Consider the following 22,739-nt stretch of genomic DNA (forward strand, 5'->3'; position numbering starts at 1 on the left):
ATTTTGAAATACAAAAGGACGAAGGTGTTTGGTTCCGTTCTTACTGTCTTATTTGCGGGGAGCATCGCACTTATGGGTTGTACCGGAGTGATGGCTCCTAATAGAGCCATGCCGCAGGCCAAGCTCAACCCGGATTCCGCCCTGCCTGCGCTCGTCTGGCCGGGCGATAAACCACAATTGCCCGAATTCACTGCATGGGAGTACATTGTGCAGCCCGAGCCTCCGGTGGATGTAGAGGAGCTGTTGGCGCGCATATGGGAAGGCAAAGAATACGAGTCTTACGACCATGGAGAGTATGGGATGTATTACCGTCTTCCTCTCTATCAGAGCAAGTATGGAAGATTCCGTGAGGAATTGGACACATACGGCAACGGTTTTTCATATCGATGGGAAATCAACGAGAACTATCCCAAACGAAGAGTGATGGATAAATCTCCCGAACAAGCATTTAAGGAGGCCGGCGCATACGCGCGCGAGTTCCTTGGGGACGATCGATATACAGAGTATCCTCTGCCGTTTGTGGCGCCGGTTGACGAGGACGGCACACAGATCAATCATTTTTATGAATTCAACTGGGAGCACCGGATTGATTCCATCCCCGTGCACAGGGAAGGGCTGTACCTTCGTGTCATCCCAGAGGGCATACCGCAACTCCGGCTGAGTTGGAGCACTTTTGCGCCGCTGGACACCGAGCCGCAATACCAGCCACTGACCTTTGACGAAGCGCTGTTTTCGCTCAACTATGTACGCAGCTTCATCGATCCGCACAAATGCAGCGAACATAGCTCGGACGACTTCCTCGTTTTGGCGCAGGCGGTATACAGCAATGCGTTTTCGGCTGACCCTGTTGTTTACCGGCCGGTATGGGAGTTCACTCTGTCGCGCAGCAGCAAAAAATCTTACCGGTTCCCAATACTCGTGGACTGCCTGACGGGTAAGGTGTCAAGCGACCACGACGGTATCGTGGAGTCTTATTTGAAGGACCGTCTTACTCTCTAGACTGGTAACCTCCAAATCAGCTTTTTGATTAATTTTTCTGTTACCGGTTTCCATAAGCTTAAGCTGCGGCTCGTCTCCCAGACCTATGAGCAAAAACAGGAATGTTTTCATAAAGAGACTTCATCGAGGTGTTTGAATTACACAATTGATATGCTCTAATATTGACAGAATAATGGCTATGGGGGTTGAAAATATGAGCCGGCAGGATAATATCATATCCCCGGTGAAGAATAACACCGCAGGATGAAGCCGCAGAAACCCTGCGGTTTTTCTATCCCCAGTTTTCACTTTTTGGAAGTTTAAATAACTTTTTGTTACTCCCAATTAGTGATGACGCAGTTATTTAAACTGTCACCGGGAAATTCATGTATTTGGGAAGGAAGAGAGATTCTGTAGTTGAATATAAAATAGGTATAAATGCAGTTATCTTTTTAGGAGAACAAAAAGATGTTGCAAAGGGCCCGGGCTATTTTAAAAGAACATTTCGGTTACTCTTCCTTTAAAAAAGGGCAGGAGCAGATTATCGACAGCATATTGCAGGGCAGGGACACTTTGGGGATCATGCCCACAGGCGGCGGCAAGTCCGTCTGTTATCAGCTTCCGGCGCTGTTGTTCCCCGGACTGACCCTGGTTTTTTCTCCCCTGATCTCCCTGATGAAGGACCAGGTGGACGCCCTGGACAGCCTGGGGATACCAGGCGCCTTTATTAACAGCAGCTTGAGCTTTGATCAGGTGGAGGAGCGGATCAACCAGGCTGCCCGGGGGCAATTCAAGCTGCTCTACGTCGCGCCGGAGAGGCTTGAATCAGCCCGGTTTCTGAACAGTATCCGAACCCTGCCGGTTTCTTTGCTGGCAGTGGACGAAGCGCACTGTGTTTCCCAGTGGGGCCATGACTTCCGGCCCAGTTACCGCGCCATTGAGCCGTTTATCAAGGAATTGCCGCGCCGGCCGGTGGTGGCGGCCTTTACAGCGACGGCCACGGCCGAGGTGCGCCAGGATATCGTCAGGATGCTCGGTTTAAGGAATCCAAAAAGTGTCGTAACGGGGTTCGACCGGGAAAACCTTTCTTTTTCGGTGCTCCGGGGGGAAAATAAAAAGGACTTTTTACTTGCTTATCTGGCCAAAAGGAAGGACCAGGCCGGGATCATCTATGCGGCAACCAGGAAAGAAGTGGACAATGTTCATGAATTTCTGTGCAGGAAAGGCTATGCGGCTGGAAGATACCACGCCGGGCTCAGCGACGAGGAGAGAGCCGGCAGCCAGGACCGGTTTCTTTACGACGACATCAGGATTATGGTGGCGACGAACGCCTTCGGTATGGGTATTGATAAATCCAACGTCCGCTATGTAATCCATTACAACCTCCCTAAAAATATGGAAGCCTATTATCAGGAAGCCGGCCGTGCCGGGCGGGACGACGAGCCGGGGGAATGCATCCTGCTTTTTGGGGCGCAGGACACCCAGATCCAAAAATTTCTGATCGAGCAGTCGCTGCTCCCGCCGGAAAGAAAATCAAACGAGTATAAGAAGCTGCGGGCGATGGTGGATTATTGCCATACCCCCCACTGCTTGCGAAAATATATTTTGCAGTATTTCGGGGAGGAGAGCGTCCCGGAAGAATGCGGGAACTGCGGCAACTGCAACGACAATAACGAGCTGGAAGATAAAACGGTGGACGCCCAGATGATCTTTTCCTGCATCCTGCGCATGCGGGAACAGTTCGGCATCACCCTGGTGGCGGAGGTTTTAAAGGGTTCGCAAAATAAAAAAGTGCTGCAGTACGGGTTTGCCAACCTGTCCACTTACGGGCTGATGAAAGACCGCACCATCAAGCAAATCAGTGATCTAGCCAACATTCTAATCGCCGAAGGCTACATCCAGCCAACGGAAGGCCAGTATCCCGTAGCGGCCTTGACACCCCGCGCCTACAGCGTGCTGAAAGGACAGGAAAAAGTATATCTCAAGGCGCGGCAAAAAGAGACGCCGGCTGTCGTGGAGAATGCCCTTTTTGAGCAGCTGCGCGGACTGCGCAGGGAGATTGCGCAAAGGGAAGGGATACCGCCTTACATTGTTTTCGCCGACAGTACCCTGCGGGAGATGTCAAGCCATCTTCCGCAGGAGCAACACGCCATGCTTGCGATCAAAGGAGTGGGCCAAAGAAAATTTGAACAGTATGGCGGAGCGTTTTTGGAACTAATAAGGAAATACGCGGCTGCCAACGGAATTGCGCTCCAACCGGGGAAACCGGCCGGGGAGAAAGCCCGCAAGGATGAAAAACCGAGTCACCTGATTACCCTGGAACTGTACCAGGCAGGTCTCACGCTTAAAGAGATTGCCGGACAGAGGAATTTGAATGTGGTGACCATTCAGGATCACCTCGTCCGGTGCAGCGCGGAGGGACACAACATTGACTGGGACGCCTTTATCCCGCCCGCATATGAAGCCCTGATCCGGCGGAAGATTGAAGAAATCGGCGCCCACAAATTAAAGCCCATCAAGGAAGCGCTGCCGGCTGAGGTGGATTACTTTGCCATTAAAGCCGTGCTTTGTAAAATGGGTCAGGCCGGCTAACGGGTTGAGAGTTAAGAACTTCTCTGAGAAAATTGCTTTTTCTTTCACCGGTTCTGGGACAGCAGTCTATATACCCTTTATATGCTTAGCAATATCACATTCAACTATTTCGTAGTATTTCATGGAATAGTGATTACCGGCTTACTAGTAGCCGCTCTCCTTACTTACAGGGAATCAACAATTCCCGGGAAAACCTCTGCGGTTTTCAAACCATAGGGCTTTTCCCTGGTTTTATATCTTATTAAATATGCGTCGTATATCTTCCGGCAGTGGAGCTTCCAGAACCAGCGGTCCACCGGTTATTGGGTGGAGCAGCCTGATCCGGCAGCAGTGTAAGGCCTGCCTGTTGATTTCTTCCTCACGCCCGCCATAAAGGGTGTCGCCAACCAGCGGGTGCCCGAGATGGCTCATATGCACCCTGATCTGATGGGTTCGCCCGGTTGTCAGGCGCAGTTTTAAAAGCGTATTGCCTGCCAGGTATTCTTCCACGTTATAAAATGTTTGCGCCCGCCTGCCGTCAGGATGAACCATTTGCTTTATTTTGCTGTCCCGGCAGCGGGCTATGGACAGGTCAATAGACCCTTGCTTCTGTGCTACAAGGCCATGTACGACAGCAAGGTATTCCCGCCGCAATTCTCCCGTACCCAGTTGACTTGTCAGCCGGAACCCGGCATGCGCGTGTTTGGCCACAACCACCAACCCGGAAGTATTCCGGTCCAGGCGTGATACGGGACGGAACACCGGTTCCGTGTTATTCTCAATATAGTGGTATAAAACGGCATTAGCCAGGGTGTCCAATGGTTCGTGTTTTAAAGGATGGACCAGCATGTCAGGCGGTTTGTCTACAACCAGAATATGCTCGTCTTCATACACTATGTCGATGGGTATGGGCTGGGGCGGCGCATCGGTAAATTCATCAAAATGCAGATTTACGCAGAGCAAGTCTCCTTCTTGCAGTCGCCGGTTTAGATAAAACGCCTGCCCGTTCACCAGCACTCCGCCAGTCCTCTTCAGCCTGCGAACCATGCCCCGGGAAAACCCCAGGTTTTGTCGCAGAACTTTTTCGGCAGTAAATCCTGCTTCTGTCGTTTTCACCTGATAGTTTAACTTCAATGATATCTGCCTCTATTCTCAAAAATTGGCGAATGAAACGTGCCCAACTGGCTATTCTATAGATAGATTTTACATTTCTTTCTTATCAAAAACCAGTTTCAAAATTAGAACTATTTTAATAACCATCTTGAAATGTTATAATAACCCATTAATTATTAATAATTTGGCAAGGAATACGTTTTAATTATTGCAGGAAAGAAAAGCAGGAGGCCCTGAGTGAAATTAACAATTAGCAACTATCCTAATATTTGGCTTTTTCGATGCGTATGTTATCTTTGATGGTATTCCGCTGGGTTTAGGGTACTTCCATATTGCCCGCTTCTAATTAAGGGAACAAATAAATGATATTGAAAAAATATTTAAAAGCATTCTATAATTAGTAACCAGGATGTTTGTACTGGACATATAACTTAATGTTTGATAGTTTATCGTTGTCATGATTAATTGATTTGCAAACTCCTCAATTACATAATTAATGGAGCATTAATTAAGGGGGCTTTTAGAATGCCGTTTGACGCGACTCAACTAAAAGATTTTCAAATTGCCGAACTGGCCGAAAAAAATATGCCGACAGCTGCCGTCTGGCAAGAGCGACTTGGTTTGGAAAAGGATGAAATAATCCCTTACGGCAGGATTTGCAAGCTGGATTTTATGAAAATCATGGAGCGTTTAAAGGACCGCCCGGACGGTAAATACATCAACGTAACCGCCATTACCCCCACGCCTTTGGGTGAGGGCAAAACAACTACCACCATAGGTTTGGTGGAGGGACTGGGTAAGCGCGGCATGAATGTGGGCGCAGCCATTCGCCAGCCCTCCGGCGGTCCCACCATGAACATTAAAGGGACTGCAGCCGGCGGGGGCAACGCCCTGGCTATTCCCATGACCGAATTTTCCCTGGGACTGACAGGTGACATCAACGACATCATGAACGCCCACAACCTGTGCATGGTCGCTCTTAACGCACGGATGCAGCACGAGCGCAACTACGATGACGCCGAACTGGCCAAACGCAACTTAAGAAGGCTTGACATCGACCCCACCAATGTGGAAATGGGCTGGGTTATCGATTTCTGCGCTCAGGGCCTGCGCAAGATCATCATGGGGATCGGCGGCAGGATGGACGGCTACATGATGGAGTCGAAATTCGGCATCGCGGTCAGTTCCGAATTGATGGCCATTCTTGCTGTCGCCACTGACTTAAAAGACTTGCGGGAGCGCATTGGTAAAATCATCGTTGCTTACGATAAAAAAGGCCAACCTGTGACCACCTCCGACCTGGAAGTGGCCGGAGCCATGACGGCCTTTATGAGAAACGCCATCAACCCGACCCTCATGAGCACGGTTGAGTACCAGCCTGTCCTGGTGCACGCGGGCCCCTTTGCCAATATCGCCATTGGCCAATCGTCCATTATTGCCGACCGTATCGCTTTGAAGATGTTCGACTACAACGTTACCGAAAGCGGCTTTGCCGCCGATATCGGCTTTGAAAAATTCTGGAACGTCAAGTGCCGTTTTAGCGGGCTCACCCCCAATGTATCTGTGATCACGGCTACCATCCGGGCCCTGAAGATGCACGGAGGCGGGCCGAAGGTTGTGCCCGGTCGTCCACTGCCGGAGGAATATCGGAAAGAAAACCTGGAACTACTGGAAAAGGGTATCCCCAACCTGTCGCATCATATCGCCACGGTTAAAAAAGCGGGGATCAACCCGGTTGTTTGCATCAACGCCTTCCATACCGATACCAGGGAGGAAATCGCCATGGTCCGCCGTTACGCTGAACAGGCCGGCGCCCGCTGCGCCTTATCCGAACACTGGCTTAAAGGCGGCGAAGGGGCGCTGGAACTGGCCGACGCGGTGATCGACGCCTGTGCTGACCGTGTTGATTTCAAGCACCTCTACTCGCTGGAGATGCCGCTCAGGCAGAGGGTTGATATAATCGCCAGAGAGGTGTACGGCGCCGATGGGGCTTCGTGGACCACGGAAGCTGAAGCCAAAGCCAGGCGCTTTGAGTCTGACCCGGCTTATGCCGATTTTGCCACCATGATGGTAAAGACCCACCTGAGCCTTTCCCACGATCCCAACATAAAAGGCGTGCCCAAGGGTTGGTTGCTGCCTGTCCGCGACGTGCTGGTCTTTGCCGGGGCCAAGTTCCTCTGTCCTATGACCGGTTCGATCAGCCTGATGCCGGGTACCGGCTCTGACCCGGCCTACCGGAGGATCGACGTCGATGTGAATACCGGCAAGGTCCTGGGTCTCTTCTAGCGCCTATTGCTGAAACAGGACACTCAGAGACCGCTGGCGGATGGTTCAAAAACCGCGGTAGGAGATTGGCCGATACTGCTATTATTATTTACAGGATAATTCCACACGCCGCTATCGCGGCGCCACGTATCATGAAAACACCAGGGGGGGTATAATCCTGTACGGCGCGTCAGCGCCGGACTTGTGTAGCTAGAGTAACATTTGTGCGAATGAACCAATCATGATTTTTCAATCACAAACTACCAGTGAAAATATGCACCCGCATGATCATCTTTAAGCTGATTTTGTTGTAGGTGTGATTTCGATCGGACAAAAACTGCATAGCTTTAAGGGATTTCTACCGCATTCCTTGTGGAGCTGTGTGAATAAATACGCACCTGGATTTGAGGCCCAGCTGCTGCAATGCTATTTTCATATGAATTTGCACCTGCGTTTTTTGGATTCGCTCTGTGAGTTGAACAGCTGTACAGTTGTTTTCAGGGAAACAAAAAAAGGAAGCAAAAGAACCGTCCCCCTGCTTCCTTTTCTGAGTAGATGACTGAATGGAAACAAAGAGGTCTTGGAGGTATGTTGGAATGAACGAGTTATTGCCGCCATGTACCCATGCCTGTCCGGTTAAAACTGACGTGCGCGGCTATCTGGCTGCCGTCGCCAGGCAGGATTACAGTGAAGCCTACCGTTTGATCCGTGCCAACAACCCCTTCCCGTCCGTATGCGCCTGGGTGTGTCCCCATCCTTGCGAAGACCACTGCCGGCGGGGCGATGTGGACGCCTCTTTATCAATCCGCAACCTGAAAAGGTTTGCTGTTGATAAGGCCGGGTCAAATAGCGGGGAAACACTTCGTGCCAGTCATACCGGCAAAAGTGTTGCGATCGTTGGTTCCGGGCCAAGCGGGCTGACAGCGGCTTACGACCTCGCCAACCTTGGCCACACTGTTGTTGTGTATGAAAGAAACCATGCTCCGGGCGGGCATTTTTTAACCTCACTGCCTGTTTACCGGCTTCCTAGAGAAAACCTCCAAAAGGACGTGGAGGCTATACTGGCCACCGGGATAACAGTCCATACCGGAATTGAGGTGGGCAGGGACGTTACTTTAAATGAACTTAAAGAAGAATACGACGCTGTAGTTATCGCCGCGGGGCTGCAGGAAAGCAAAGGACTCCCGCTGCCGGGAGCCGACAATCCGGATGTTTTAAAAGCGCTGCCGTTTATGCGTCAGGCAAACCTGGGCGGGAAACCGGCTATCGGCAGCCACGTACTGGTCATCGGCGGGGGGGACGTAGCGATGGACGCGGCCCGCACAGCGGTCCGGCTGGGGGCCGGGCAGGTAACCGCGGTTTGTATAGAATTTCGAGAAGAGATGCCGGCGCATACCTGGGAGGTTGAAGAGGCGCTGGAAGAAGGTGTCGGCCTCGTCAACGGTTACGGACCGGTTGAAGTCATAGTTGAAGACGGCCGGATTACGGGTCTTAAGGCTCAGAAGGTTAAATCCGTGTTCGATTCCGATGGAAGGTTTAATCCAGCTTATGAGCCCGGCGCCTTCCTAAGCCTGCCATGTGACACAGTCATCCTGGCTGTCGGGCAGGGCCCGGACCAGGAATTTTTAAACGGCAGCGGATTGGAAGTTAGCCCCAAAGGTTTTTTGGTTGCAGACGGAACTTTTCTAAATACCAGTGTTGAGGGTGTGTTTACCTGTGGAGAGGTGGTTAACGGACCGGGCCTGGCGATTGACGCGGTTGCTTCCGGACACAGGGCAGCCAGGGCGGTAAATCAATATTTGTATGGCGCCAGGCGGGTAACCGCGGATACTGCACAGGATGCCATCGGCATACTTCCCGGCGCTGTAGCCGGCCGGGTGCCACAACATGCCCGCGGGGAAATGCCGGTATTGCCGGCTGCTTTAAGAGTTCAAAATTTTGAGCCCTATGAGCTGGGATTAGATGAGAAAACGGCAATTATTGAGGCCGGCCGCTGTCTAAGCTGCGGTCTTGGGGCGCAGGTGCTTGCCGATAAATGTGTTGCCTGTCTGACCTGCCTGAGAGTTTGTCCTTACGAAGTGCCGCTGGTAGAGGGAGCGGCCCGTATGCCTGTGGAAGGCTGTCAGGCCTGCGGGATATGCGCCGCATACTGCCCCGCCGGTGCGATTACTGTAGAGAATTTATATGAACATAAGATAAAAGAAGCCCTTGCAGACCTGCAGGGCAAAGCCCCGTTGGTGATATTTACCGGGCAGGAAAACAGTATAGATGTATTGAAATCAATTGATCCAAAGGCAGTTATGATCAGGGTGCCCACTGTAAGCGCTTTGCAGCTGGAGTGGGTGCTCAGCGCGTTTGAAAACGGAGCTGCCGGGGTTGCGGTCCTGGGCTGCCGGGAAAACTCCAGCCGGCACTATGGCGGGGATGGAGCTTTAAAAGGACTGCTGGCGCGGGCCGAAGGCTTGATGGCAGCTATTGGTTTAGCTCCGGGGCGGCTTTATTACTGTCCGCCTGAGAAGGATGAGGATATGATCACTCTACTGAAAACATTCTATCAGAAACTCCAGCTTTTAAATTAAGCTTATTTAAAAGGCCACATTATTATCCTTTTATGATACCCGTATTTATTAAATATCCCGCTTGAATAGGAGTTAGTTCAACCAAAGGAGTTGAGCGGCTGTGATAATAGCCCGGCAAAAGAATATAAAAGACATCGCGGCTATGGTTGAAGATTGCGAAAAGGTGCTGCTGGTTGGATGTGCCGGATGCGTGACCGTGTGTCTGTCCGGCGGTGAGAAAGAGACTGAAATACTGGCTTCTGCCCTGCGGATTATGAGGAAGCTGGCCGGAAAGCCGCTGGCAACCTCGACTTACATAGCTACCAGGCAATGCGACCCCGAGTTTCTAAGCCCACTGGACGGGCTGGTGGGAGAGGCGGACGCTGTCATTTCACTTGCCTGTGGGGTTGGCGTGCAGTACCTGGCTGAGAAATACCCGGATAAATGGGTGGTCCCCGCTCAGGATACCCTTTTTGCCGGGGGGGCGACAGAACACGGCAGGTGGGATGAAAAATGCGGCCTGTGCGGAGACTGCATCCTGCACCGGACCGGTGGGATTTGTCCCGTTATCCGCTGCGCCAAAAGCATCCTGAACGGCCCCTGCGGCGGTTCGCAGCATGGCAGGTGTGAAATAGATAAGGACGTGGCATGCGCCTGGCAGCTAATTTATGACCGCATGAAGGCGCTGGGCAGGCTGCAGGACTTGACCGCCGTCCAGCCGCTGAAGGACTGGTCAAAAGCCAGGGACGGGGGGCCACGAAAGGCTTTGAGAGAGGATTTGATGGCAAGGTGAAATATTTAAGCAAGCTGCAGGCCATACTGGAAGGCGGACACTTTGCTGTCACCACTGAAATCGGGCCACCGAAGCATGCCGGCGCGCATGGTCTAAAATATACCGCGCAAATCTTGAAAGATTTCGTGGACGCTGCCAATATCACCGATAACCAGACCGCAATTGTCCGGCTCTCCAGTATCGCCGCCGGTGTGCATCTCCTCGCCAACGCTCTGGAGCCGGTGGCGCAGATGACCTGTCGTGACAGGAACCGTATTGCCATCCAGTCCGACCTGCTGGGAGCTTACAGCCTTGGCATGCGGAACTTGCTCTGTATATCCGGAGACCACCAGCAATTTGGCAACCACCCTACGGCAAAGAACGTCTATGATCTGGATTCTATTCAGCTGGTTAACCTGATGAGCAGAATGCGGGACGAAAAGCAGTTCTTTTGCGGTGAAGAGATTAAAGAATACGAGCCAAGGTTTTTCATCGGCGCGGTGGCCAATCCCTTTGCAGACCCTTTTGAATACAGGGTTGACCGGCTGGAGAAGAAGATTAAGGCGGGAGCCCAATTTATCCAAACGCAGGGTGTCTTTGATATGGAGCGCTTTGAGCGCTTTATGGAGCTGGTCCGGGCAAGAGGCCTGGACCAAAGGGCTCATATTTTGGCCGGAGTAATCCCTCTGAAAAGTTGGCGGGCGGCTAAATTCATGCAAACACAGGTAGCCGGGATGATTGTGCCGGACGCCCTGGTGGACAGGCTAAAAAATGCGGCTGACCCCCCAAGCGAGGGAGTGGCTGTCTGTATTGAGCAGATCAAATACATCAGGGAAAATATCAAGGGCGTGCATGGTGTCCATATCATGGCTATAGCCTGGGAAGATATTGTTCCCGAGATTGTAAAACAGGCCGGCCTATACCCGCGGCCGGAGGTTGTGTTGGATTAATCCAGAGGATAAATTGTCAATAATATATATGTCATCCAGTTAGTGTAAATATTCACTTGATTTCATCCTCTGCCGGCGCCGCGTCAGGGTATATGGGCGCCTAATAAAAGACAAGGAGGAACCGTTTTCGAATGTCAAAGATTATCGATGGTAAAGCCGTCGCAGTTATAGTCCGGGGGGAGAATAAGGCAGAGATAGCGAGCCTGAAAGAAGAGGGGCTTAACCCCAAATTAGCGGTCATCCTGGCCGGAGATGACCCTGCTTCGGTAATATATACCCGTTCTATTGAAAAAGCCTGTATAAGCGCCGGCGCTCTTTTTGAAGCGTTTTCCTTTAAAGACGCCGGGGATGAGGACGAAGTCGTCGAGGTTATAAATAGGCTCAATATGGATAATTCTGTCCACGGGATTATGATCATGCTGCCGCTGCCGAAGAGGATGAACAAGCAGAGAATTCTTGAGGCTGTCTCACCCTTAAAGGATGTGGATGGCGTACACCCTCTAAACCGCGCTTACAATCTCAGCAATAATGAGGGACTATTTCCTTCCACACCACAGAGCTGCATTGAATTAATGGTGCGCAACGGCCTCCCCATCGAAGGTAAACATGCTGTCCTGGTCGGGCGGGGAGAGTCGGTTGGTAAACCTCTCATTTATATGCTTCTGAACCAAAATGCGACGGTAACCATCTGTCATACCAGGACCCGCGATCTTGCATACCACACCCGGCAGGCCGACATATTGATCGCCGCCGCAGGTATAGCCAAGATGATCACTGCTGATATGGTTAAACCCGGCGCCATTGTGGTAGACGTCGGTATCAACGAAATGCCGGACGGCGGCATCTGCGGAGATGTCGATTTCGAAAACGTCCTGCCGGTAGCCGGCGCCATCAGCCCTGTCCCGGGTGGAGTCGGCAGTCTTACTACCGCGCTGATTATAAAAAACCTGCTTAAGGCGATCAAGCTCAGCAAGAAAAGACATTAACTGAGATTTTTCTGAAAAGTCTTGTTTTTATATGCTAGTATGGAGTATTATAGGAGGCAAAGCAATGAGTGGCATGTTTGACTGTTCATTCAGGAAAGTATTGGCCGCCGCGGCTTCTGACGCCCCGACCCCGGGGGGAGGCAGTGTTTCCGCCCTGGTGGGCGCATTGGGTGTGAGCATGGCGGCCATGGTAGGCAACCTCACCTACGGCAAGTCCCAGTATGCGGCTGTCGCAACTGAGATTAAGGATATTACCGGCAGGGCTTACTTTACTATGGCCAGACTGGAAAAATTAATGGAAGAAGATATAGCGGCCTTTGACAATTTTATGGCTGCCTATCGTCTGCCAAAGGGTACAACCGAGGAAAAGGACAAGCGTGAAGAGGCTCTCCAGAAGGCCTTGCGAGGCGCAACAGAGACTCCGCTTGAGATTGCCGTGACATTACTGGAAGCGCTGGCGATTACTGCCCAGTTATCCAGGATCGGCAATAAAATGGCCATCAGCGACGCCGGAGTTGCCGCCTATGTGTGCGAGGCCGCGGTACATGCAGTTCTTTTAAATGTCGAGATCAACCTGTCTATGGTCAGCGATGCGGGGTTCGCGTCACAGGCCCTGGAAGAGAAGGAAAGAATCGCCGGAGAGGCCCGCCGGTTGAAAGAACAAGCTGTAGCGGTGGTAAAAGAAAGAATGAAGGGATAATACAAAGAAGAGTGATTAAGATGTACGAAATTATTGAAAAAGAAGAGCTGGGAGCTTCCATCAAACTAATTAAGATCCAGGCCCCGTTGGTAGCCGCAAAAGCGTTGGCTGGTCAGTTCGTTATCCTGCGTGTCCATGAAGAAGGTGAGCGGATACCCGTAACCATAGCGGATTTTGACCGGGCTGCAGGGACCATTACCTGTGTTTTCCAGGAGGTGGGCAGGACCACCAAAGAGCTGGGCACATTCGAGGCGGGAGACTGTCTCAAGGACTTTGTCGGCCCGCTGGGCGTCCCGTCCCATATTCAGAATTACGGCCGGGTGGCCTGCGTCGGCGGCGGGGTGGGGGTTGCTCCCGTTTACCCTATTGCCAGGGCGCTTAAAGAAGCCGGGAATGAAATTATCAGCATTATCGGGGCCCGTAATAAAGACCTCATTTTCTGGGAAGACCGCATGGGGGCCGTATCGGACGAACTGCTGGTGGCCACCGACGACGGCTCTTATGCGCGCAAGGGCTTCGTGACCGACCTGCTCAAGGAAGTCATTGAAGACAAAGGAATTGACCTGTGTCTTGCCATCGGGCCCCTGCCCATGATGCGGGCGGTGTCCGACCTGACCAGGAGATATGGAGTCAAGACCGTGGTCAGCATCAACACCCTGATGGTTGACGGTACAGGTATGTGCGGCTGCTGCCGGGTGACCGTGGGCGGCGAGACCAGGTTCACCTGTGTTGACGGCCCTGAATTTGACGGGCACGAGGTGGATTTTGTAGAATTGGCCCGCCGCTCCGCAGTATATAAAACGCAGGAAAAGCTTTCCCTGGACCTGTATGACGAAAAAGGGCCCAGGCATGATCATCAGTGCAGATGCGGGGGTGAAGAGTAATGGCTGCGGAAAACGCAAAAAAAGCTATTATCCCCAAAAAGAACCCCATGCCGGCTCAGGACCCCGTGATTCGAGCCGGGAACTTTAACGAAGTTGCCCTGGGCTACAGCGAAGAAGCTGTTATCGCCGAGGCGGAGCGCTGCATCCAGTGCAAAAACGCTCCCTGCCGGCAGGGATGCCCGGTTGATATAGACATTCCCGCCTTTATCAAAAAGGTTGCGGAGCGGGATTTTGCCGGGGCCGGCCAAAAACTCAAGGAAACGAACGCCTTGCCGGCAGTTTGCGGGCGTGTCTGTCCCCAGGAAAACCAGTGTGAAAAGTACTGCACCCTGGGCAAGAAATACGAGCCGGTGGCTATCGGCCGGATTGAACGTTATGTGGCTGACCGGGAACTGGCCGCCGGGGTAAAGCTTCCGGCAACAGCATCTCCCACCGGCAAGAAGGTGGCAATCGTGGGGTCCGGTCCGGCCGGGCTGACCTGCGCCGCCGACCTGGCCAAGCTCGGCCACAAGGTCACCATCTTTGAAGCCCTGCATATCGCGGGCGGCGTGCTGATGTACGGCATTCCCGAGTTCCGCCTGCCCAAGTCAGTCGTCCAGGCGGAAATCGACAACCTCAAGAAATTGGGGGTAGATATTCAGGTCAACGCTATCGTCGGCAAGTTTTCCACTATAGATGAACTGATGGAGAGCGGCTATGACGCTGTCTTTCTCGGTACCGGCGCCGGCCTGCCCAACTTTATGCGGATACCCGGCGAAAACGCCTGCGGGGTGTACTCGGCCAATGAATTCCTGACCCGCTCCAACCTGATGCAGGCTTACCGCTTCCCCGAAACGGACACCCCCATCTTTGTCGGCAAAAGGGTGGCCGTATTGGGCGGCGGCAACGTGGCCATGGACGCCGCGCGCACGGCCCTGCGCCTGGGTGCGCAGGAGTCCTGGATCGTCTACCGGCGCTCCAGGGTGGAGCTGCCGGCGCGGTTTGAAGAGGTTGAGCACGCCGAGGAAGAAGGCGTTAAGTTTCAATTCCTCACCAACCCGACCAGGATCCTCTATAACGATGACTACTGGGTAACCGGTATGGAATGCCTGCGCTATGAGTTGGGCGAGCCGGACGCTTCCGGCCGGCGCAGCCCGGTACCGGTTAAGGGCTCCGAATTCATCCTGGAGGTGGACACGGTGGTGGTGGCTATCGGCACGGGGCCCAACCCGCTGATTCCCAAGACCACGCCCGACCTGGCGGTCAACAGGAGAGGCAATATCACCGCCGACCCGGATACCGGCGCCACCTCCAAGCCGGGGGTTTACGCCGGCGGCGACGTGGTTACCGGAGCGGCTACGGTCATCCTGGCCATGGGCGCGGGGCGCACCGCAGCCAGATCCATCCATAAATACTTGTTGGGTATTGATTAGATGTTATGCGAATGAATTCGCACCTGTATTTGAGCAACTATTTAACGGTCGAAATATTTTTATGTTTTTCAGCGATCTGTGTATGTTTTCAGAGAAGAAAGTCCTGCTGCCGGTAACGGAAAGCGGGACTTTTTTATGGAGGAGGGGCGAATGAGAAAAGGCTTGGTATTCTTGCCAAAATTTGATATTATAGAGTATGGCTTGTCAGGTAATGTCAAGTATAGCTGACCATGCAGAGGGTACCGTAGGTTCCGGGAGGCGCAACAGATATATTGCCGAGATTTAGAATTCAACCTGCATTGAAACAAAGGATATTCTTAGCTCCCACCATAATATTTTGGCTGTTGCTGATTACTTTTGCGGCGCTTCGTTTTCCCCAGCCGGCTATCCCCAGTTCATTGGACAAGGCTTGGAGTTACGGTTTCCAGGAGGGGCGGGAGGTGCCGCCCCAATTGCTGACAGGCGCCGTATCCCTGAGCGCCGGGCAAAGTCTCCAGCTGGACGATACATATAACCTGTTTTTCAGCAACACTCCGGAGTTCCCTTCAGAAGCGGGAATCCTGAGCCGGGCTGACGACGTTCTTTCGGCTTCCGGCGCAGTCAGGGTACTCTTCAGCCATATGAACCTTCTGATTAATTGGTCGGGCGGCGAACCTCAAAATGTGCCGGCTGCAGTTGGTTTTGCCGTAGAAAACCGGACCGGCCGGACGCTTGACGTCTATGCCGTGCGCGGGTCGATGGCCCGCAGCCGCGCAACCGATGGTTCCATGCTTTTTCTGGCGGATGCCGCTCCCGTGAAACCGGGTGACAGCGAGCCCCTTTACTATGGCTCGGCGGTTGGAAATTATGTTGTGCGTGAGTTTTATCTGTCTGAGGAACGCGGGCCGGTCAACCTGGGCCGGGTCCAGCCGGGAGAACGCCTGATCCTGAGTGAGGACGTCGGTCCAAGGGGATGGGCGGTAGGTATGTATGACCTGGCCCTGGTGGACACGGCTACCGGACAATACCTGGTCCGGGGCGACTGCGGCGAAGCAGAGAAGATCGGGCTGGAAACATTTATCGCCCCGCTTGAGGTCAACCTGGATTTCTTTCTTGGAGAGCAATTGCGCTCGGGCCGGGTATTATCACCAGGGCAAAACCAAGGCCTGCATATGAGGGGGCTATTTGTTCCCGGCAGTTATCCGAACAATCCCTTAGGGGAGGCTGCGTCCAAGCGCTTTACCATCAACTACTCGTCATTCGAGAACGGGGCGGCAAGTTTTGCCCTGGCTGCGGCGAATGCCAGTGAGCCTGATGTTTTTGCCAATGACTTGCTGCTCAACGGTTTTGACCCGTATACGCCGGGTGTCACAGGGATCAATAAGGGGAGCTATGGGGCGGAGTACGCGATCAAGCTTGAACTAACCGGACCGGTTGCCCTGGTCTTTCAGGGAGCGCTGCAGACAGGCTTCGTGGACACCTGCAATCAGATCAATACGGTCTGGCTCGATGGCGCGGTGAAGACCGTGTCCATAAGGGATCCCAATTACGATAAATATTACACGGAGTTTGAAGCGCTGCGGGAGCCGGGCTACGGGCAGGTTATCGGAATTTTCCCGGCAGCCGGCAAGCACGAACACCTGCTGCGCTTTATGCTTGCCCCCAACAGCTACGGCCCGGTCCGTTTCTATCTGTTTCCGCTGGGCCCAAACTCCTAAAAGACGCATAACGTATCCTTTATTCCTGAAGTTAGCAATATGTACCCTTGCGTTAGCATGATTTTTAAAAGAGCGTATAACTTTTTTCGGTATTTTTTCAGTGTATTGAAATGCCGCCGCGCTTGCCTGTGCAAACCAGCTTAAGTCACAGGAAAGGCGGCGGTTGATTACGTTTGAGCCGGCGGCTGTATATATATCGAAAAAGGGGCCGGGGCAAGGATTGCTACAGACCTGAAACCAGACTCGCGCTTAGAATTTTATCATAAATGAAATAAAGTAGCAGTTTCCGGGAGCCTGCAAGCTATATTTGTTAGGCTCCGATGATTTACTGGAGGGCGTCAAGTACCTCTTTGGGGGGATCTCAACGACCAGCCCCCTGTATAGGCGTTGATTACTCATCTTGTTGTAAGCAGTCAGTTTTAAATAGTAGGGTCCCACGCCGTAAGCTCTTTCGCTGATTTCCCACCAATTGTCACCATCCTGGACAGTGTACATGGTGGACTTCCCCGGCAATGGTGGAACTGCCGCCGCTGTATCCGCCCGGTCAGGGACAGCCTGCCTCGATATTTACACAAATGTATGCCGGCAGCTCCAGAAATGGAAGGAATTAACATTTTAATGGAGAAGTAATATATATCACTGCTTATAGAACGAGAGATAACAAAGGGGGTAAGCAAAAAATGGGAGATCTGGTTTGTATCAACAGGCCGGATGATTCAGACCGGGTCACAGAGGCAGAGATATCTGAAGTATCCAGAACCAATGCCGTCGTACCTACAATTGACATTTACAGCGCAAAGGTTCTCTTAACTCTCACCCAAAAGATGGTTGAGGAGGCCGTTGACCGGCGTGTGTCGCTTTTGGAAAAAAACATAGAGGAACGCGACCAGGAAATTATGAGGGCTATCCGTAAAATGCAGGCCAAAATGGTAATACGTCAGGGAAAGGTCCAATTGCCCTGGTGGCGCAGGTTATTCGGAGTAAAGCAAACCCGGTAGTACGGCTTTGTATTCTAGTATCCAGTCATTTTTTACGGGCAATGCAATATAAATATTTTATCCGGCTCTTAAGAATGATAAAAGGGTGATAATTTGATTCCTCCTGTTGGACTGCCTTCCGGATACTTTGAAAACAGATTGATTTTAATGGCGCAAAGCCCCCGGGTACTTTATACTTACTGGGAGCTTTCTCCAGGTCAAAAAGTCGCTCTGGCTGAGAAAAGCACCCTGAAGCTGAGACTCAATAAAGTGGGGAACGGTACCTGCCGTGTATGTGATATTGACCCAAATACCAACAATTATTACTTTGACGGGGTTGACCCGGGTACACTGTATAGCTGCGATCTGAGCGCGATTGATAGCAACGGTGATTTTTACCCGTTCATTTCCTCCAATACCGTTATGTCGCCGCGGGAAAAACCGGAAGGGGAGGCCGGTTTCAGTTCCGCAGACCTTATCAGTCCATAAATTTGGTTATCAAATGCCGTAAAGATTAATTACGGCATTATTTTTTTATTATGGCTATAATTAATACTTGGTGTTATTACCAATTATTTATATATTTAGCATTGCTATAATGCTTTTTTGTTTTGTTTAACAATTGTGAAAATAAAGGAGGAGGTACTGATTCTCTGTAGAAGATTTTATCGATTGCTATTTACAATATCAAATTAGTCCAATATTATTAATCTCCAAACTTCCAAGAAGTGTTAGAGGTGCTAAATTGGAAAAAGGCCATAGTAATTCTAAAAATATGTTGCTTAATTCTCAATTAAGAGAGCTAATAAAAAGAAATATGCAGCTTCAAATCATTAATCAGATTGCCAAAAGTATTACGCTTGAAATGACATTTGATGAAATGATTGAAGATGTGGCAGTAAAGCTGCAAAGGATCATATCTTTTGATCTTATGAATCTGTGTATGCTTGATCATGGAGAGCTATTGGTTAAAAGGGAACTACCCAAGGGCACGACTGTTTTAAAAGAAGGAACTGTCTTAGATCCGCAGATTTCCTGGGCATGGGAAGTGATAAGGAAGAGACATTTTTCCATAAGGACGGATATACAAAATGATGGTCAGGCTTACACCAGGGATCTTAAAACTATAGGTATGAAGTCGATGGTTATTGTTCCGGTAATAGCAAGGACCGGGATTATTGGCACCTTAAATTTGGGCAGTAAAAATGTAGGAGAGTATACCATAGATGACGCTAATTTTCTTCAGCAGGTCGCTGATCAGTTGGCGCTGCTTGCTGAAGATGCAAGGCTGTACCGGGAGGAGATTTCCCTTCGCAAGAAATGGGAAGACAGCTATAAGATAGCGACCGTCCTGATGCAAGAAATGGAAAAAAGGAACTTGCAGCTTGAAATTATTAATAAAATAGCAAAAAATATTACCGTTGAAACATCCTTGGAAGAAATTGCAGGCAGCCTGGTGGAATTAAACAAAGTTGTCGCCTGTGACATGTTAAATCTGTGTTTTTTAGAAAAAGAAAACTCGATAATTAATAACACGGTGATAGAAGGAGGTGAAACCCAGGATCAAAGCATATCCATGTGTTTTGTCTTTGATCGGGTTAATTCCGGGCCGGCTAGAGTGATGAGCGAAAAAAGAATAATTGTTCGTCCCAATATCTTCGAGGATCCTTACACCTTTCCTGAAGATATTGTGCTGGCTCACCTCAATATTAAATCTCAGATTATCATGCCTTTGTTTGTTAAAGGCGAATCCATTGGGGCTTTAATTTTGGGAAGCCATGAACCTTTTTCGTATAAAGAAGAGGAGATCGTCTTCTTGCGCCAGGTTGCTGACCAGTTGTCCTTATGTATTGAAAACGTGAGGCTTTACTCTGAAGAAAGTATGAGTAAACGGGCCTGGGAAGAAACCTTTAAGGCTGTAACGGACATGCTGATCGTGATCAACCGGAGATGTCAGATTGTACGCTTTAATAAGGCTGTTTTGGAATTGGGAAGGGCAAGAAATATAATTCCCCAGGTAGGACAGTTATGGTATGAGTATTTTGACCCTGAACAATATGATCATGTGCAAAGCCTGTTGAAAGAGGCTTTTGAAAAAGGACAGCCGGTCAACAAGCGTATTCACCTTCCTAACGGTGTTATATGGGATCTGTCATCATACCCGATATATAATAAAGATAGCATTGTAAACGAAGTTGTTGTTTCAATAAGGGAGGTTACGGAGCGGGTAAACATGGAGGCGCAGTTAATTCAATCGGCAAAGCTCGCTGCTATCGGGGAAATTGCTTCAGGCATTGCCCATGAATTAAACAGTCCTCTCACTGCCATTATTGGCAACACCCTTCTTTTGGAGCGGGATGCTATAATCCACCCGCCTGAGAAGGGAAAACTTCTGGATAATATAAAAAAATGCGGTGAACGCTGCAAGAATATCATCCTTAAACTCCGCGCCTTTGTACGTCAGGAAAAATATTCGTTTGAGCCAATCAATATGAATGATATTGTGGAAGGCGCCCTGGCGCTGGTTGCCTATGAAATTGAAAAGAATAATATCAGGATTATAAAAAATTTTGCGCGGGGACTTCCTGAAGTTACAGGGAGCAGGCAGCATTTGGAACAGGTTTTGGTTAACCTGCTGATCAATGCCCGGGACTCGCTTCAAGATAGAGGTATCCGTAATATTTATCTGACCACCGGAATTGAAGATCGGTTTGTTTATATCGAAGTACGTGATACGGGTTGTGGTATTGAATCAGAACATTTAAAAAAGATATTCAGCCCATTTTATACCACCAAAGTGATGGGGACGGGACTAGGCCTTTCAATCAGTCAAAATATCGCTGAAGCCCATGGCGGGAAGATAGCCGTAGAAACTGAGATTGGTCATGGAAGCAAGTTTTCCTTGATGATACCTGTTGAAGAAGAGCCTTAAAAAGCATTAATTTTCTCTTTTAGGTAGTTAGCTTGTTAAAAAATCAGATAACAAGGAGAGATAATTATGACTTTCCGCATTCTGGTTGTTGATGATGAAATTGAAATAGGAGAATTTTTTACGTTTCTCTTAGAACCGTACCACTACAAGGTAACGGTAGCCGTAAACGGGGCGCAGGCCAGAGAAGCTTTTAAGGAATCTTACCACCTGGCTATTATTGACCTCAAACTTCCTGATACTGACGGGATTACCTTGCTGCGGGAATTAAAATCACTCCAGCCGGATTGTGAATCGATCATAATGACAGGTTACTCTACTGTAAAGTCAGCTGTTGAGGCTATCCAGCTTGGAGCATTTGATTATATCGAAAAGCCTTTCAGCGATCTTTCCGAATTGGAATCAGTTATCAGCCAGGCTCTAAACCGGTCGACTGTGAAAAATGAGACATTTGAACAAGGAAACCAGGTACTTGCTTCCGTCGGTCTGGTAACCGGACCAAGTGAAGAAATGCGGCGGTTGCTCCTGGTTGCGGAAAAACTGGCCAAAAAGGACGTTACTATTCTAATTCGCGGCGAAACAGGAACCGGGAAGGATGTCCTTGCTCATTTTATTCACGCCATAAGCTCTCGCGCGGACAAGCCGTTTCTGGCTGTAAACTGCGGAGCTTTACCGGAAAATTTACTGGAAAGTGAACTTTTTGGCTATGAAAAAGGAGCTTTTACAGGGGCTTCAAATCAGAAAAAAGGAATTTTTGAGCTGGCCCATCGCGGAACGCTCTTTCTGGATGAGATTGGCGACGCCAGTAATTCGATTCAGGTAAAACTTTTGCGTGTTTTGGAAACGGGCGAATTATTAAGGCTTGGCGGCCAAAAACCAATTCATGTTGATGTCCGTATTCTTGCCGCGACGAATGCCAATCTGGAAGAATTAATGAGATTGAAACGTTTCAGGGAGGACCTGTTCTATCGGCTCGAAGTGGTTACTTTAACCTTGCCTCCACTTAGGGACAGGAAGGAAGACATTTTATTCTTGACCGAACATTTTATGGTGCGCCATTTCCCTCCCGGTAGAGTGCCTTCCTTAAGTACGGAGGCGTTGAATATTCTCAAAAGCTACAATTGGCCGGGTAATATCAGGGAATTGGCAAATATGATCGCGAAAATCGCGGCAGTGTGCGACAGTACTGTCATCCTTCCTGAGCATTTACCGCTTAATATTTCAAAAAAAGGACTTATAAGCGGAACAGAGCGGCAGCCTCAGATTGAACCACAAGTCAAACCTGTTGAAAACTTGTTCGCCGAAATGGAGGGAAAACTTACAAATTTTATTGAAGCTATGAATTTTGATTCCGGGTTTGATCTACCCTGGTTTTTGGAAAATTTCAAGCAGATGGAGATAACAGCCACCCAATTAATCATTGAGAGGTCTCTCAAGGAGGCCAAAGGGCATTACCCAACGGCTGCTGAAATTCTTAAAACCACACCACGAGCTCTAAGATATCTGAAAAAAGAAAAGCATTGAAAAATTCCCGCTAGATTGTTATTTCGTAACGAGATTACGTTAAGACTTACCGCTTTTACGGTAAGTCTTATTTTTTCCCCCGATAAAAAACCCGCTAAAAGCTTAATTTGCCGGGGATATCAATCTGGTATGCATCTTGCTCTAATTAAGATATAAGAAAGGAGGTAGGCAAATTAATGGCTGTGGCTAAGCAAATTGTGGATAGAGAAATCAAAGGGAGCCCTTCCACTGAAAGAGTCAACAGGCGTTACCGGGAACTTCTGGACAATGAGCCTTTTATCGATTCAGAAAGAGCCGTACTGTACACGGATTATATCAAAGGACACTGGACCGAGCCCATGTATCTAAGGGCAGGGGGAGCGTTGAAGCACGTGCTTTCCAATCTGACACCGAAGATCTGGGATGATGAGTTGCTGGTGGGAA

The 22,739-nt window shown here is 50.2% G+C and carries 17 protein-coding genes; 16 read left to right on the forward strand and 1 reads right to left on the reverse strand.

Features of this window, described 5'->3' with window-relative positions:
* The first annotated feature begins 72 nt into the window (after positions 1-72).
* Both Psfp_RS14180 and recQ read left to right on the forward strand, forming a co-directional pair.
* On the forward strand, positions 73-999 hold the full coding sequence (locus Psfp_RS14180) for a hypothetical protein (protein WP_134219197.1): 927 nt from the start codon (positions 73-75) through the stop codon (positions 997-999).
* A gap of 447 nt (positions 1,000-1,446) precedes the next feature.
* Positions 1,447-3,570, forward strand: coding sequence for a DNA helicase RecQ (gene recQ, locus Psfp_RS14185; RefSeq protein ID WP_134219198.1), 2,124 nt, complete (start codon positions 1,447-1,449; stop codon positions 3,568-3,570).
* 231 nt (positions 3,571-3,801) lie between these two features.
* Here recQ and Psfp_RS14190 read toward each other — a convergent pair whose 3' ends face one another.
* Positions 3,802-4,665, reverse strand: a complete 864-nt coding sequence (locus Psfp_RS14190; RefSeq protein WP_192895434.1) for an RluA family pseudouridine synthase — start codon at positions 4,663-4,665, stop codon at positions 3,802-3,804.
* Between the two features lie 522 nt (positions 4,666-5,187).
* On the opposite strand from Psfp_RS14190, the gene Psfp_RS14195 reads away from it, so the two are divergent.
* The 14 genes from Psfp_RS14195 to Psfp_RS14265 all read left to right on the forward strand — a co-directional run.
* Complete coding sequence (locus Psfp_RS14195) at positions 5,188-6,948, forward strand: formate--tetrahydrofolate ligase (protein WP_134219200.1); 1,761 nt, start codon at positions 5,188-5,190, stop codon at positions 6,946-6,948.
* A gap of 575 nt (positions 6,949-7,523) precedes the next feature.
* A complete protein-coding gene (locus tag Psfp_RS14200) occupies positions 7,524-9,506 on the forward strand; it encodes an FAD-dependent oxidoreductase (RefSeq protein ID WP_192895435.1) in 1,983 nt (660 codons plus the stop codon).
* A 100-nt stretch (positions 9,507-9,606) separates the two neighbouring features.
* The gene (locus tag Psfp_RS14205) at positions 9,607-10,278 is read left to right on the forward strand and encodes a methylenetetrahydrofolate reductase C-terminal domain-containing protein (RefSeq protein ID WP_134219202.1); all 672 of its coding nucleotides are present in this window, start codon (positions 9,607-9,609) and stop codon (positions 10,276-10,278) included.
* A complete protein-coding gene (locus Psfp_RS14210) occupies positions 10,275-11,207 on the forward strand; it encodes a methylenetetrahydrofolate reductase (RefSeq protein ID WP_134219203.1) in 933 nt (310 codons plus the stop codon). The genes Psfp_RS14205 and Psfp_RS14210 overlap by 4 nt, the downstream gene beginning before the upstream one ends.
* Before the next feature lie 131 nt (positions 11,208-11,338).
* The gene (locus Psfp_RS14215; protein WP_134219204.1) at positions 11,339-12,193 is read left to right on the forward strand and encodes a bifunctional 5,10-methylenetetrahydrofolate dehydrogenase/5,10-methenyltetrahydrofolate cyclohydrolase; all 855 of its coding nucleotides are present in this window, start codon (positions 11,339-11,341) and stop codon (positions 12,191-12,193) included.
* Between the two features lie 64 nt (positions 12,194-12,257).
* Positions 12,258-12,893 carry a cyclodeaminase/cyclohydrolase family protein gene (locus Psfp_RS14220; RefSeq protein WP_134219205.1) on the forward strand — a complete coding sequence of 212 codons (636 nt, stop codon included), beginning with the start codon at positions 12,258-12,260 and terminating at the stop codon, positions 12,891-12,893.
* 20 nt (positions 12,894-12,913) lie between these two features.
* The gene (locus Psfp_RS14225) at positions 12,914-13,777 is read left to right on the forward strand and encodes a sulfide/dihydroorotate dehydrogenase-like FAD/NAD-binding protein (RefSeq protein WP_134219206.1); all 864 of its coding nucleotides are present in this window, start codon (positions 12,914-12,916) and stop codon (positions 13,775-13,777) included.
* A complete protein-coding gene (gene gltA, locus Psfp_RS14230) occupies positions 13,777-15,189 on the forward strand; it encodes an NADPH-dependent glutamate synthase (RefSeq protein WP_134219207.1) in 1,413 nt (470 codons plus the stop codon). The genes Psfp_RS14225 and gltA overlap by 1 nt, the downstream gene beginning before the upstream one ends.
* Positions 15,190-15,488: 299 nt before the next feature.
* Positions 15,489-16,886, forward strand: coding sequence for a hypothetical protein (locus Psfp_RS14235; protein ID WP_153189538.1), 1,398 nt, complete (start codon positions 15,489-15,491; stop codon positions 16,884-16,886).
* Positions 16,887-17,566: 680 nt separating this feature from the next.
* Positions 17,567-17,884, forward strand: coding sequence for a hypothetical protein (locus tag Psfp_RS14245; RefSeq protein WP_134219210.1), 318 nt, complete (start codon positions 17,567-17,569; stop codon positions 17,882-17,884).
* A 93-nt stretch (positions 17,885-17,977) separates the two neighbouring features.
* Positions 17,978-18,352, forward strand: coding sequence for a DUF4912 domain-containing protein (locus Psfp_RS14250; protein ID WP_134219211.1), 375 nt, complete (start codon positions 17,978-17,980; stop codon positions 18,350-18,352).
* Positions 18,353-18,680: 328 nt separating this feature from the next.
* The gene (locus Psfp_RS14255) at positions 18,681-20,795 is read left to right on the forward strand and encodes a GAF domain-containing protein (RefSeq protein WP_192895437.1); all 2,115 of its coding nucleotides are present in this window, start codon (positions 18,681-18,683) and stop codon (positions 20,793-20,795) included.
* A 66-nt stretch (positions 20,796-20,861) separates the two neighbouring features.
* On the forward strand, positions 20,862-22,316 hold the full coding sequence (locus tag Psfp_RS14260) for a sigma-54 dependent transcriptional regulator (protein ID WP_134219213.1): 1,455 nt from the start codon (positions 20,862-20,864) through the stop codon (positions 22,314-22,316).
* 176 nt (positions 22,317-22,492) lie between these two features.
* Positions 22,493-22,739, forward strand: a 247-nt coding sequence (locus tag Psfp_RS14265) for a hypothetical protein (protein WP_134219214.1), incomplete at its 3' end; no start/stop codon positions are given.

The sequence above is a fragment of the Pelotomaculum sp. FP genome (assembly GCF_004369245.1).
Taxonomy (GTDB): Bacteria; Bacillota; Desulfotomaculia; order Desulfotomaculales; family Pelotomaculaceae; genus Pelotomaculum_C; species Pelotomaculum_C schinkii.